Source organism: Nocardia gipuzkoensis (assembly GCF_021183645.1).
In the GTDB taxonomy this organism is placed as follows: domain Bacteria; phylum Actinomycetota; class Actinomycetes; order Mycobacteriales; family Mycobacteriaceae; genus Nocardia; species Nocardia abscessus.
The window spans coordinates 1,024,194-1,038,799 of sequence record NZ_CP089225.1 but is presented as its reverse complement, the minus strand read 5'-3'; the positions used below and the strand labels follow the sequence as shown (position 1 = coordinate 1,038,799).

Below are 14,606 nucleotides of genomic sequence, written 5' to 3'. Positions count from 1 at the left end.
TCGACAATAGGGGGACGCGTGGTGGGAAAGGATCTGATCGAGCATGCCGAACAGCATGGAAATCGACCCTGCGGTTTTGCGTCAGCTGGCCGACCAACACGACCGGGTCGCGCGCGATACCAGGGAATGGGCCAAACCCCCGGCGGACTGGCTCGCGAACTTCCTGCCCACCTACGGCAAGATCGCCTATCCGGTGTACGAAGCGCTGGAGCGGTACTACGACGCCCGGCAGCGTGCGGGCGAGGCGCTGGCCTACGAACACGAGCGCACCCGCGACTCGTTGCGTGCGTCTGCGGACGCCTACGAGCAATCCGACGAGGATTTCGCCTCACACATCCGGCAGGTGGGCGGCGTCACCGATCAGCCGTCCCCGACGATGCCCGTCGGAAACTCGACCGATCCGTTCGGCCCGACCGGCCCGACGTCACCGGTCACGGCAGGGCCCGGCGACGGTCCCGTGCCGGCCGGTCCCACGGCCGCCGGTCCCGCGCCAACCTCGGTCGGCCCCGATGGCACCCAGAACAACCCGCTCGGCACTTCGCCGGGTGGCCCGAACGGCGCGTCGCCGACGGGTGTGCCCGGTGCGACCGCCGGTCCGACGGATTCGGCGGGCACCACCAACGGCGCCGGCACGCCGAACGCGGCCGGCCCGACCACACCGGGTGGGCCGTCGAGCAACGGCGTGACAGCGCCGGCCTCGGCCGGCGTTCCACCCACCGGGGTCGGGCCGCTCAACGCGGGCCCGGACGACCGAGGCGCAACGCAGCCGCCCAGCGGGGCGACCGGCCGGGCGGACCTGCCGCCCATGCCGGTGCCGGTCGCGAGTCCGTTCGCCGCCGCCGTCGCCTCGGCGAAGGACAAGGAGGCCGAACCGGCGTACGTGGTGGGCAACCAGGTGAACGACGACCTGGTCCTGGCCAGGACACTGCTCGGCAGCGTGCTCGCGGCCGTGGATTCCCCGGTCGGTATGGCCTGGTCGGTGGCGGTGATGCGCGGTCCAGGGGGAACGGGCGTCTTCATCACCTCGAACGAAGGCCGGGGTTGGTTGCCCGCGGGGCTGTTCCTGCCGCGTGAGGTCTCCACCCCCTGGAATTGGGACGAGTTGCTCACCGCCGACGACGGCAGCGGATCGCCGTGGGAGGGAGTCACCGATCCGGCCCGAGTATTGGCCGAATTCGGTCTGGCCTGGGGCGCGAAGGCGAATGCGCAGTTGTCGGCCCTGGTGTCGTCCGGACCGATCGACCCCGGTTTGCGTTCCCGATTCGGTGAGGCGGCGATGGAAGGGCTGGTCGGTCCGTCCTACGACGTCGACCTGCGGGAGTTCACCCCGGACACCGCCGACCGGCTCGGTCTGACCGGTTCGATCGCGGGCCTGGAACATGTTTCGTCGGTACCCGACGCACAGGTCCTCGCCCGCTGTGTGGAGCTCGCCGCGGACGCCCACGGCCAGGTCGGCCGCTCCGGATCGGTACCCGGTGAAGCCGCCGCCTCGCGCCGGGTGCGGGAACGGATTCTCGCCGAGGTCCAGGCCGGAAGGCCGGTCCCGCGCGAGCTGTGGGACGAACTGCGCGACGCCGACGATCTGCTGGCGGCCTCGATGCTCGGGCAGCGGGTCGACGTGGGCCGGGTGGAGATCGGGCAGCTGCGGTTGGACGCCGGAGTCTCCCCGTTGCGCAGCATGGTCTTCGAGCGCCGCTGCAACGAGTTGGTGCAACTGCTGGCGAACGAGCCGAGCAGGCAGACGCTGCGCGACGCCGTCTACGCACACGAACAGATCACGTTGCATCCGCAGTTCGTCTCGACCCCGGCGCCCGTGTCCACCGCCGTGCAGCCCGAGCGGGTCGCCCGGCCGGCGACGGCTCCGGCGGTCGCCGCACCGGAGGTCGCCGGTGGGCCGCCGCCCAGTGTCGTGGTCACGCCCTCGGCACCGCCGGTGGTGGCGCCGCCGGAGCGATCGTGAAAACCTCGCATCCGTAGGAGATTCCGGCGATCCGGGCCGCGGTGTGGTGGATTTCTTCCGCCCCGCCGCGTCCCGGATAGCAGCGCTTCTCAGCGATGCGAGTGCATCACGAAAGCTCGGCTGCGGCCTCAACCGGTGACGGCAAGGCACGCTTCCCGGGTGGACTGGCAATTGGGGACGAAAGGCGGCAGCGGCCGCCCAGCGAGGAATGCGGGTCCGGCCATGTACGGCTGCCGGTAGCACCGGCGTCGTGCTGGCAGACCACACCGCTGTGCGCATGGTGACAGACGCGGTCCGGCAGCGAGGATCGAGCATGCGATCCGACCGGCCTGCGCCGAATTTCTACAGGGCTTCCACCCGCCGCACATGGTGTTCTACGCTCGTCGCGGTTGCCGACTGACAACGACGAACCGGAAACGCAGGCAATCCCGCTCGGCACCGGCCGAAAGGCCGATCGGGGACTACGCGTCGATGACGGGGCTTGCTTCCTGATCCGCTTCGTCTTCGGCCGCCACATCCTGTGTGGTCCCGCTGCCCGGCCGATCGGCCGAGGACGCGTCCCTGGTCCGCCGAACCGGGATGACGCCGGGCGCCACGGTGGTGGCCGGAGCCCCGTTCTGCTCGGCGGGCGGCGCGGTATTCGCCGCCGGGGCCGCGGTGACGCCGCCGGGCTGCGCGGTGGCCGGTTGCGCGTTCGGATCGCCCGGTGGCGGCGCGGCCGCGGCCACGGGCTGATCGCCCGGTGGCGGCGCCTGACCCGGTTGCCCAGGAGCGCCGTTCTTTTGGTTCTGCGCGGCCTTCTCCGCCTTTTCCGCCTTGTCCTCTTCGGCCTTCTGCAGCATTTCGGGTATCTGCGAGACCAGCGGCATAGCCGCCATCGGCAGCATCGCGAGCATCGGCAGCAGCGACGACAGTCCGCCGTCACCGCCACCACTTCCGCTGCCGCCCGACGCGCCGCCTGCGCCGCTCTGGCCGTTGCCGCCCGAGTTGCCCTTTCCGCTGCCGTTGGCCATGTCCTCGTTGAGGTCGGCGATCGCGGTGACCTTGTCGTACACCGCCTCCACGGCGGCGGCGACCGCTTTGAGCAGCGGAAGCTCCTGCGCGGGCTTGAGTTTGGCGGTGCCCGCGGCCTTCAACTTGGTATTGAGCTCCGCCACGATGGTCTTGATCGACCGCAGGGCCTGGACCTGTTCGGCGGCCACGGTGACGGACGTCTTGACCACCTTGTCGTCCATTTGCAGCAACTTCAGCTGCCGGGCCTCGACTTTGTCGATGGTCTTGCGGTATTCGTCGTCCGCCTCGCCTTTGCCGAGGGTTTCGTAGACCGCGGGTTTGAGCAGGTCGGCGACTTTCGGCGGGGGCGTGGTCATACCGCGGCCGAGCAGGTCGACGGCGGTCTGAATGGCGGTGTCCGCCAGCGCGATGAAGGCGCGCAGACCTTCCGACGCGCCGGGCGGACAATGCAGGTCGACCAACCAGAAGTGCTTCGCCTCGGCAGCCACGCTCGCCAAGGGGGTGGACGCCGTAGTCGCTTTCACGGTTTCCGCCGCCGTTATCGCCATACCGTCGCCACCGCCTCTCAGAAGTCACAACCATTGTCACGGCTTCCCGATTCTGGGAAGTGGCGCATAGTTCGATTACCCACCCATGAATGGGAATACGGCCGAATCGGTTCGGGCGACACAATAACTGGAAGAGTGTGAGAGGCGGTCGGTGATGAGCGATGGCGAGTCGGTCGAATGGCACCGGCACTGACGAACGACCTGGACGGAGTGCTCCGATTGCTGCTCGCGCTGTACGGCGACGGCCAGCCCACAGGCCAGGCGGCGACCGCGACCCAAGCGCTGGCCGCCGATCTGCGCGCCCATTCCGGGGCGGTGGCGCTGCGATACGGCGAGGCTCAGGGGATGCAGCTGTCGGTCGCGGAATCGCATGCGGGCAAGGACAGCATCGTGCGCAAAGCCGTGGGCGAGTCCAGTGACGGAACGGTCAACGGCCGTGGCCGCCTGACCAACCACATCGCGGATTTCCAGGCACGGATGCAGGCCCTCGCCTCGGTGGGCGATACCCGCTTCAGCGGTCCCGCGCTGCTGAACGCCGCGCAGACCACCATCTCCAATGCCACGAAGCAGGTCGATGCCGACGTCGCCGCCGCACGCCAGCAGGCAGCGCAGATCATGCCGCCCGCGACGCCGCCCACCAGGCAGGCCCGGCACGGCACCGCGCCGCGGCGACGGCGTCGAACGCGCTCCAGGTCCAGCTCCGCTTCCCGGCTGCGCCGCAAAGGCATGGTGCGCTCGGACGGGTCGACGGGCAGTAACGCGGTGCTGGCCGCCAGCAACTGGCTCGGCACGCCTTATGTGTGGGGCGGGGGCGGTGCGGGCGGGCCGAGCGGCGGCGGATTCGACTGCTCGGGCCTCACGCAGTACGCCATCGCCCAGGCCAGCAACGGTGAAGTGGTGCTGCCCCGCACCACCTACGAGCAGATCTACAGCGGCACCCGGGTGCACCCCGACGACGTGCGTCCCGGTGATCTGGTGTTCCCCGCCGGATCGTTCAGCGCGCGCGGGCCGGAGCACGTGCAGCTCGCCGCGGGCAACGGCATGGTGATCGAGGCGCCTTACACCGGTTCGACGGTGAAGTGGTCCCGCATGCCGAGCGAGGCCGTCGTCGTGCGGGTCCTCTGACGCGGTGGCGGGGCAGAGGATCACAGCGTGGCCGTAGACATTCCCAGCGAGGTCGCGCTCTTCCTCAACATCTGCGGCATTCCCTACCCCGACATCAACGAGGACGATGTGCGCGCCCTCGCCGGACATGTGCGCACCTTCGCCGCCCAGGTGCAGGACACGCACGATTCGGCGACCGGCGTGATAGATCAGATGGGCGCCTTCTACTCGGGTGAGTCCTACCAGCAGCTGGTGGCCACTTGGGCGAGAATGAGCTCCACCCACATGCGGCAGCTCGAGAGCGCGTGCGAGATCGTGGGGCAGGCACTCGAGGCGGCGGCCACGGTGATCACCGTGGTGAAGGTCGCCGTGCTGGCCGAACTCGCCGCGCTGGCCGCGTCCTACACCGCGATCATGCTGACGCCGCCGCTCGCGCCCTCCGCGCCCTTGGTGGCGGCCGCGGCGCGGCGGCTGTGCGAGCAGATGTTGCAATACCTGGTCGGCTACATCGTCGCCGAAGTCATCGGCAAGGCGATCGAGCCGCTCGAACAGGCCATCGCAGACATGGTCGACGGAATCGTCTACGACGCGGCCCGCGACGCGCTCGACGTTCCGCCGTCGAGCGGAACCCGGGCCTTGCACATCGACTCGAACGAGGTGCAGCGCTTCGCGAAGGTGCTCGATGATCACGCCGACGACATCATGCAGCACGCGGCGAACTTCGCCGAGAATGTCGCGAAACTCGATTTCACGACAGCATCGCGATTCGACGACACCTACCCCGCCGCGGCCGACACCACCTCGACGGGCGTCAGGCCGCCTGTCGGTCCCGCCGCGCCGACGGCGGAGTCCTCGTTGCGGCCCCCTGGGACTTCCGAGTCACGCTTCGGTCCGAACGTGCCGATGGGGCCGAGTGGCATTGCCGGAGACAGCACCCACGATGCCCGCGTCCCCGTCAGGGCGAACGCGGTCGATACCGGCGAAAAGCAGGCCGATCGAAGCGGAAACGCAGCCGACTCGAGTGCGCGGGGCGGCATCGCGGAACCGTCGGTCCCGCAGGGCGGGACAGAACACCGGAGTTCGATCTCGGAGCCGGCGAGGAGCGCTCCGCTCTCGGGGGTGCTCCCCAACAGCCCGGACCCGGGTGCGGCAGAACGATCCGCGGGACTCGGGACTCCGCGCCCGGTGTCCGCGCATGCCGCGTCCGAGGCCGGAACCGTGGCGGCGCGGGATGCGGCGCTCACCGATTCGGTGGGGCCGGCGTACGACGCCGAGGCGCACCGGCCGGGCGCGGCGCTCGATTCGCCCTCGGCCGCAGGCCATCTGCCGGTCGACGGTTCGGTTTCGGGCGCTCCACCGGGCGTCGCGCCCCTGGCCCAGCAGAGCCCCGGAGCGGCGGGCACCCCTTGGGGACGCGTCGGCGGGCAACCGGCTCCACGGAGTCCGCTGCCGCGCGAGGCCGCCGAACGACCGGCGAAGAACCCTCCGAAAGTGCCTCGGCCCGCGGTCACGCCGTGGAGCAAGGCCCGCCGCACCCGGGACGTTCCCGCCGCGGTGCACGCTCCCTCCGCCGGTCGCCCGCCAGTGCACGTGATCCGGGAGAAGGAGGCCGAAGCGGGCGGCGCCGAGAACGCCGGGCTGGCCGACGCGAAGGCCCCGTCCGGGGTTACTGCCCCGCCATCAGATCGCATGCACCCGCCCGGGGCGCGCGGCTAGATCCAGTAGGGAGCGCAAAATACCCATTCCCAATGACGGGGAATGGGTCGCTGAGTCGATGTGGCAACAGTGGTAGACGTAATCACACTGCGGTGGCTGATGAATGCCTAGGGTGTCGTACCCCCACAACGGCCGGTGGCCTGCCGGTGCCACCGGCCGTTGCTTTTTTGGGTTCAGATCGTCGGGATGAGGGACCGGCGATCTGTGTTCAGACAGTACCCTCTTCTGTCGGAACGTTCAATAGCGTGCACCTAAATAACGGCAAGAAATTTTCGGACCTGCTGCGACCTGCGGCGCGGCGGCTGGGAGACCGGATCGCGGCTGGCCAGCCGCCGCCGAAGGGGCCGTCTGCAGGCGGATGATTGCCGACCCCGCAGGTAAACATACCGTTACATGACGGTACGTTCAAAATTGGCATGTGGAGTGGGCGCGTAGCGGGGGAGCGGGGTTTCGAGGGTGAGCCGGTTGGTTGCCGAGCCCGGAGGGCGTAGCTCACCCGTGGCAGCGTCGGCCGAACTTCCCATTGATGGGAAGGGTTCGTGTCCGCGGCGTGACCGCCGGAATCTATCGTTCGAGCAGGGTGGTTCGGCGGAAGGGAAGTCCGAGTGTCAGCGGCCGAGGACGCGTTCTACACGGGTGTTCAGAATCTTGGGTTGGTCGCCGGTGGCGTGCGCAACGAGCAGCACGCGGCGGCGGCGTTTCGGGCCGCCACCGACCTCGACCCGGACATGTGTGATGCCTGGCTCGGGCGCGCCATGGCCGGAGAGGTCACCTCGGAGGTGATCTACGGCGCCTACCGCTCGGTGCACAACCTCTATCGCGACCAGCAGCGGGCCGGTCTGGTCGACCGCGCTCTGTGGTGCCAGGTCGAGATCGGCATGTACGGGTTGCGCGTCGCGATGGCCGATCGCGACCAGATCGCCATCGCCCAGGCCTGCTCGTACGCCGAAGGCGGCGAATGGCAAGAGGCCGCGGCCATTCTCGACGAGGTCCCCAGCGACGACGTCGCCGACTTCGTGCGCATGTCGCTGTTCTTCCGGACCAAGCGGTGGCCCGACGTGCTCGCGGCGCGCAACGCCCGGCCGGTGCTCGAAGACGGGCTGCTGGACATCGCCGCCGAATTGATGACCGCCCAGTCGCTGGCGCACCTGGGCCGTTTCGGCGAAGCCATGCCGCGCGCGCAGCGGATCGTCGAGGACAGCTCCTCGGGCAATCTGTCCTACATCTGGGCGGACGCGCACTTCCTGCTCGGCATGCTGATGCGGCACAACGGCGATCACGACGCCGCCGACAAGGTCCTCAAAGGACTGCAGGGCTCCGCGCTGTGGCCCGAGCGCGAGGAATGGCAGCGCGCGGTGCGGGACAAGAGCTACCGGTTCGAGGTCGCCACCGAAGCTCTTATCGCGTCCCGCACGAACAAGTGGGACCCGAAGACCGGGGACGACCCGCGCGAAGCGGCTGCCAGCGCGGCGCGCGCGGAGCGCGAGAGTCTCCTCACGGAGGCCTCGGATCTGCTGCAGGCGCAGATCGGCATGGATTCGGTCAAGGAACAGGTCGACCGGCTCAAATCCGGTGTGCTGATGGATCAGGTGCGCGCCAAGCGCGGGCTCGCGGTGGATTCGCGTTCCCAGCACCTGATCTTTTCCGGTCCGCCCGGCACCGGGAAGACGACCATCGCGCGCGTGATCGCCAAGATCTTCGCCGGGCTGGGTGTCGTGGAGAACGCGGAGGTCATCGAGGTTTCCCGCAACGACATGGTCGGCACCCACCTGGGCCACACGGCCCCGAAGACGAACGCGCTGATCGACTCGGCGCTGGGCGGTGTGCTGTTCATCGATGAGGCGTACACGCTGATCCAAGAAGGGCTTTCGGGCGGCGATGCGTTCGGCAAAGAGGCGGTCGACACGCTGCTGGCCCGGATGGAGAACGACCGCGACAAGCTCGTCGTGATCATCGCGGGATACGAGGACCAGATCGACCGGTTCCTGGCATCCAACGACGGCCTCGCCTCCCGGTTCACCAAGCGCATCCGTTTCGCCAGCTATGACGCCGACGAACTGGTGCAGATCGCCGATCACATCGCGCGGAAGAAGGATTCGATCCTCTCCGAGCAAGCGCGCGAGGTGCTGCGCCTGCGCTGCGAGGAGCTGGCCGGTCAGAGCAAGAACGGCCGTCGCCTGATCGACCTGGCCGGCAACGGCCGTTTCGTGCGAAACGTGGTCGAGGCCGCGGAGGCCGAGCGTGACTACCGCTTCACCAGGGAGAACGCGGACATCGCGGCGATGAGCGACGAAGAGCTCATGACCATCGACGCGTTCGACGTGTCCGCGGCGCTGGAGGGTTTGGCGCCGTCGGCGCGGGTGTGAGCGTCCCCTGACCCAGCATTCCCCGTACTGGGAACAAGGGTCTTATTCATGCTGTAACCGGTGGTTACGGTGTGGCGGCAGGGCGGCGGAAGGAACGAGAACCGGTGGCGCGCTTCCGGGTTGTGACCAAACACCAGATCTCTGGTTGGCGTTTTCTGCTGCGCCGGATCGAGCATGCGCTGGTCCGTCGAGACGCGTCGATGATCGATGACCCGCAGCGCGGTCGTTCCACGGCGCTGTCCATCGGCATCGCGCTCGCGTGCGTGATCATCGCGGGCGCCGCCGTGCTGGCGTTCTTCAAACCGGCCAAGAAGGTCGGGGAGGCGAAGATCGTGGCGGAGAAGGACACCGGCGCGTTGTTCGTGCGGCTGAACAATCGGCTGTTCCCGGCGTTGAATCTGACCTCCGCTCGATTGATCGTCGGTTCTCCCGACAACCCGGTGAAGGTGTCCAGGGACGAGCTGTCGAAATATCCACGCGGGCCCTGGGTCGGCATTCCCGGTGCTCCCAGCAGCATCGTCGACACCGGCGAGCGGGACTCGTCGTGGACGGTGTGCGACACGGCGCGAACCGGTGCGGCGGCACCGGTGAACCCCGCCACCGGACTGCCGACGGTGAGTCGCTCCGCGGTGCGGACGACGGCGATCGGCGGTCCGCTCACCGTCGACGGCGACGCCATCCGCCAGCTGGGCGAAGGCGAGGCCCGTCTGCTGCGCGACGACACGACGACCTGGCTGGTGTACGGCGACGCGGAGAAAGGCGTGGTGCGCGCCGCGATCGACCTCGCGAGCACCGCGGTGGCGATGGCGCTCGGCATCGATTCGACCGCTCCGGTGATGGCGGCGTCCAAGGGCCTGGTCAACGCGATTCCCGAGGCGCCGCCGCTGCGAGTGCCCGACGTACCCGGCGCGGGCGAGTCGATCACCTTGAACAACGGATTCACCACGCCGGTCGGGTCGGTGCTGACCGTCTCGACGCCGGACCACGGTGTCTCCTATTACCTCGTCTCACAGACGGGTCTGGTCCGGATCAGCTCCGTCTTGGCGGCGATGGTCCGCAACGCGAACTCTCAAGGCGCGGTGTCCACCCGCACTGTCGGGCCCGACGTGATCGCGGCCAATCTGCGCCCGGGGCAGTGGCCGGGCACCGCGTCCTACCCCACCCGCCCCATCCGCTTGGTCGACCCCGAACGGTCCGGCGTGACCTGCTATCACTGGTCGCGCTCGGGGAACGATCCGAACGCGGCCACCGAACTGCTGGTGGGCAGGCAACTGCCGCTCACCCAGGACGAGCAGGGCCGAACGGTGGACTTGGTGACCTCCTCCGCTTCGCGTGGCACTACCGCGGACGCGGCCTATCTGCCGCGTGACACCGGCCGTTTCGTGCAGGTGACCGGCGCCGAACCGGGATCACCGCTGCGGGAAGCATTCTATTGGGTCTCCGACAGCGGTGTCCGCTACGGCGTCATCACCGATCCCAGCGGCATCACCGGCGATCCCACCTTGACCGCGCTCGGGATGCGGACCCCGGTCCCGGCGCCGTGGAACATCATCTCGCTGTTCGCGGTCGGTCCCGCCCTGTCCCAGAAGGAAGCTCGCATTCAGCACGACGGCATCCCGAACAACAAGATCGTCGCCGGGCTCGGTGGTTCGTAGTGACCACCACTCGTCGATTCGTCCGACCCGCCCGGACGGTGCGCGGTCCCAAAGCCCCGGCCGTCACCGAGCTGCGGCTGCAACCGCCGACCGAGCTGCCCAAGCCGGTCCCGGCGTCCCGGCTGCGCATGATCATGCCCGTGGTCATGGTGGCGGCCATGTGCGGAATGATGGTCATGATGTTCCGCGGCGGCGGAGCCATGAATCCGATGATGCTGATGTTCCCCGCCATGATGCTGGTGTCGATGTTCGGCATGATGGGCGGCGCGTTCGCGGGCAACTCCGGCGGCGGCGCGGCGAGCCTCAACGAGGAACGCAAAGACTACCTGCGCAGTATCACCGACAACCGCAAGACGGTGCACGGGGCGGAAGCCGAACTGTATGCCTTCCTGCGCTATACCCATCCCGGCCCCGAGGAGATCGCCCGCCTGATCGGCGGCAAGCGGATGTGGGAAGTGCAGGTCGCGAGTCCGCAGTTCCTGCGGGTCCGGGTCGGCCGGGGGCGCATCGCCAATCAGGTGCGCGTGATCGTCCCGGAAGCCGCGCCCACCTCGGATCTGGACCCGGTCGGCGTCGTCGAGCTGACCCGGTTCGCCAAGGCCTATTCCACGGTCGGCGGCATGCCGGTCGCGATCAATCTGCTGTCGGCGCCGCAGGTCGGCATCGACGGTGAGGCGCAGCTGGTGGCCGGGCTGGTCCGCGCGATGATCGCCGAGGTCGCGGTGCTGCACGGCCCGGACCAGGTGGCGGTCGCGGCGGTGCTGTCGGATCCGGACGCGCCGGAGTGGTCCTGGCTGAAATGGCTGCCGCACACCCAGCATCCCAATGAGACCGACGCGATCGGTTCCAGCCGGATGGTCTATCGCACCGTCGCCGAGCTGCGCACCAAGGTGCTCGCCGGGCTCAATCGCGGTCCGTTCTCGGCGAATTCGCAGCCCACTCTGGATCGGACGCACTACCTGCTGATCGTCGACATCGGCGGGCCCGCGAGCGACCGTGACATCTCCGGCATCGATGGCTGCACCTGGTTGCGGCTGGGCGCCACGGAGCAGAACCTGCCCCGCGCGCTGCGCTTCACCGTGACCGAGGACCGGTCGCTGAACGAGGTGACCCCGCGCGGCTTGCGTCGCGTCGGAGTCGCCGACACGCTGTCCACGGCGGCGATGACGGCCATGGCGCGCAGTCTGTCGCCGTACCGGTTGTCCACGGTGGTGGAGGCCGTTGCCGCCGAGCAGGCCAGTGGCGGCACGTCGTGGGAGGAGATGGTCGGCATCGCCGACCCCGGCGCCATCCGGGTCGAGCAGGCGTGGATCCGGCGGCGCGACGAGGACCGGGCACGACTGAACATCCCGTTCGGTCATGATCCGGCCGGTGGTGTCACCTACCTCGACATCAAGGAATCGGCCGAAGAAGGCATGGGCCCGCACGGCATGTGCATCGGCGCCACCGGATCGGGTAAGTCGGAATTCCTGCGGACCCTGGTGCTCTCGGCAGTGACGACACACTCGCCGGACGTGCTGAATTTGCTGCTCGTCGACTTCAAAGGTGGCGCGACGTTCCTCGGATTCGACCGGCTGTCGCACGTGACGGCCGTGGTGACGAACATGGAGGAAGAAGCCGACCTCGTCACCCGTATGGAAGACGTCATCAACGGTGAAATGGCGCGGCGGCAACGGATTCTGCGCGACGCGGGCAATTTCGCCAGCGTGGCCGACTACGAACGCGCCAGGGAGCAAGGCGCGGACCTGCGACCGCTGCCCACCCTCCTGATCATTCTCGACGAGTTCGCCGAATTGCTCGAGCAGTACCCGAACTTCTCGAAACTCTTCGTGGCCATCGGCCGGTTGGGCCGATCGCTGCGCATTCACCTGCTGCTCGCGTCGCAGAAAGTGCCGGCCAACCGGATGGGCGAGCTGGAAGCCCACCTTTCCTACCGGATCGCGTTGCGCACCAACCAGACCAGTGACTCGCGTGACGCGATCGGCACCGCGGACGCCTACCACCTGCCCAAGAAGCCGGGTTCGGGTTACCTGCGGGTCGGCTCCGGTGAACTCCAGCGGTTCCAGGCCGCGTACGTAGGGGAGAAGTACTCGCCCCCGGCGCAAGTGTCCGCGGCCTCCGCGCAGCGCGCCCGACGGCCCGGTGGGGGATACCGGCCGCCGCAGCGCTTCACCACCGGCCATATCGTCGACACCCGGCCCGTGGTGGTCGAGCCGGTGGTCGTCCAGGCGACGCCCGAGGCCGCCGACGGGGATTCGATCACCGTGATGGAAGCGGTGTTGCAGCAGTTGGCCCGGCACGGCCAGCCGGCGCACAAGATGTGGCTGCCGCCGCTGATCACCCCGCCCACGCTGGAGCGGATGATCCGCGCGGTGCCGCAGGGGGCGTTGCAGATGCCGTTGGCGCTGGTCGACAAGCCTCGTCAGCAGCGTCAGGACGTCTGGTCGGTCGACATGTCCGGCGCGGGTGGGCATATGGCCATCGTCGGCGGTACCCAGTCCGGTAAATCGACCGCGCTGCAATCGTTCATCCTGTCCGCGGCGCTGACCCACACCCCGGAGCAGGTGCAGTTCTACTGCCTGGACTTCTCCGGCGGCGGGTTGTCGGCGTTGGCGAACCTGCCGCACGTGGGATCGGTCGCCGCGGCCCGCGACGGCGACCGCATCCGGCGCACCATCGCGTTGATCACGAATCTGCTCGAAAGCAGACAATCGACGTTCGCCGAGTTCGGGATCGATTCGATCCGGAAGTTCCGCACGCTGCGCGACGCGCCGGGCGGGCCGCCTTGGCTGGACCGCGATCCCTACGGCGACGTCTTCTTGGTCATCGACGGATGGGACGTGGGGTTCGGCACGAACGGCCCGTACTACGACGAGTACACCCCCGTGATGGAATCCATCGCGCTGCAGGGCCTGAACTACGGCATCCACCTGGTGGTAGCCAGTTCACGCTGGATCGCCATCCGTCCCGCCATCAAGGACCTGATGCAGACTCGCGTCGAGATGCGCCTGGGCGACCTGGCCGACACGACCTTCAATGTCCACCGCAATGTGGTCGCGGCGATCCCCGCCAACCGGCCCGGTCGCTGCATCTCGACCGACGGCCTGCACATGCTCACGGCGTTGCCGCGCATCGACGGGGTGGGCGAGCCGGACTCGGCCCCGGAGGGCCTCGCCGCGGCGAGCGCCGAAGTGGCACAACGCTATCCCGGCCGCCGGGCGCCGCAGGTCAAACTGCTGCCTCCGCAGGTGAGCATCGAGGAGGTGCGCGCCGGTTGGCCGGCGCCTCAGACGCTCGCGCAGCGCCTCGTCGTGCCGTTCGGTCTGCGGGAGTCCGATTTGCAGCCCGCGACGATCGATTTCAGTGTGTCGACGCACTTCATCGTGCTCGGCTCGACCGGCTCGGGGAAGTCCACCACCCTGGCCGCCCTGCTGGCGTCCATTCAGCGTCAGTACGATCCCTCGCAGGCGCGCGTGCTGCTGATCGACTACCGGCGCAGGCATCTGGAGACGGTGCCGCAGGAGATGCTCATCGGCCATGTGACCAACGAGCGGGATGTGCGCGACGCCTTGCCGCCGCTGGTGGAGAAGATGCGCTCGCGGCGCCCACCGGAGAACGTGACCACCCGGCAGCTCGCGGAGCGGTCCTGGTGGTCGGGGCCCGAGGTCTTCGTCGTGATCGACGACTACCACATGATCGCGCAGCGTGGTGCGATGAACCCGCTGGAACCGCTGAAGGACATCCTCGTCGACGGTCGCGATACCGGCTTGCACGTCATCGCGGCGCGCAACATCGCGCAAGCGGATACCGCGTTGTACGACAACGTGATCGGTCAGATGAAGAACCTCAACTCCTCGGGTCTGATCATGGACGGCTCCAAACTCGACGGCGTATTGATCAGCGACGTGCGAGCCACCAAGCAGCCGCCGGGACGGGGAATCTACGTGGAGCCCATGAGTTCCCGCCGAGATCTCGTCCAGGTGGCCTGGGTACCTCAGCAGATGTGAGTTCGGCGTGCGTCCCAAGGTTGGGAATAACTTACCGTTTTCCTTAGCAGCCGCTCGATCCGAGCTGGTAGTCACGCTCGATTGGAGTCTCGCCATGGCACTCCCGGATCTCGGCAACACGCCGCCGGATGTGCGGGAGGCCGTGACCGACCCCCGGTGGACGCTCGGGTCCATCTCCGGCGGCGCCACCACTTCGCGGAAACCGGCGAAGCGGCAGCCAGGCGAGGCGACCGCAT

General features: G+C 68.5%; 7 protein-coding genes. 6 read left to right on the top strand and 1 reads right to left on the bottom strand.

Translation table 11 applies throughout. The annotated features are described in order from the left end of the window. The first annotated feature begins 43 nt into the window (after nucleotides 1-43). The gene (locus LTT66_RS04775) at nucleotides 44-1,960 is read left to right on the top strand and encodes a type VII secretion target (RefSeq protein ID WP_233064284.1); all 1,917 of its coding nucleotides are present in this window, start codon (nucleotides 44-46) and stop codon (nucleotides 1,958-1,960) included. Nucleotides 1,961-2,421: 461 nt separating this feature from the next. Here LTT66_RS04775 and LTT66_RS04770 read toward each other — a convergent pair whose 3' ends face one another. Next, complete coding sequence (locus tag LTT66_RS04770; RefSeq protein ID WP_233064282.1) at nucleotides 2,422-3,522, bottom strand: hypothetical protein; 1,101 nt, start codon at nucleotides 3,520-3,522, stop codon at nucleotides 2,422-2,424. Between the two features lie 177 nt (nucleotides 3,523-3,699). On the opposite strand from LTT66_RS04770, the gene LTT66_RS04765 reads away from it, so the two are divergent. The 5 genes from LTT66_RS04765 to eccCa all read left to right on the top strand — a co-directional run bounded on the left by LTT66_RS04765 (nucleotide 3,700) and on the right by eccCa (nucleotide 14,370). After that, nucleotides 3,700-4,647: a C40 family peptidase gene (locus LTT66_RS04765; RefSeq protein WP_233064280.1), complete on the top strand. Its 948-nt coding sequence runs from the start codon at nucleotides 3,700-3,702 to the stop codon at nucleotides 4,645-4,647. A gap of 27 nt (nucleotides 4,648-4,674) precedes the next feature. Then, entirely contained in the window at nucleotides 4,675-6,342 is a 1,668-nt protein-coding gene (locus tag LTT66_RS04760) for a WXG100 family type VII secretion target (protein WP_233064278.1), read from the top strand. A gap of 605 nt (nucleotides 6,343-6,947) precedes the next feature. Beyond that, nucleotides 6,948-8,708, top strand: coding sequence for a type VII secretion AAA-ATPase EccA (gene eccA / locus LTT66_RS04755; protein ID WP_181724417.1), 1,761 nt, complete (start codon nucleotides 6,948-6,950; stop codon nucleotides 8,706-8,708). A 104-nt stretch (nucleotides 8,709-8,812) separates the two neighbouring features. Further along, nucleotides 8,813-10,363, top strand: a complete 1,551-nt coding sequence (eccB, locus tag LTT66_RS04750; RefSeq protein ID WP_233064276.1) for a type VII secretion protein EccB — start codon at nucleotides 8,813-8,815, stop codon at nucleotides 10,361-10,363. Continuing rightward, nucleotides 10,363-14,370 (top strand): type VII secretion protein EccCa, encoded by a 4,008-nt coding sequence (eccCa, locus tag LTT66_RS04745; protein WP_233064274.1) that lies wholly within the window; start codon nucleotides 10,363-10,365, stop codon nucleotides 14,368-14,370. The genes eccB and eccCa overlap by 1 nt, the downstream gene beginning before the upstream one ends. The last annotated feature ends 236 nt before the right edge of the window (nucleotides 14,371-14,606 follow it).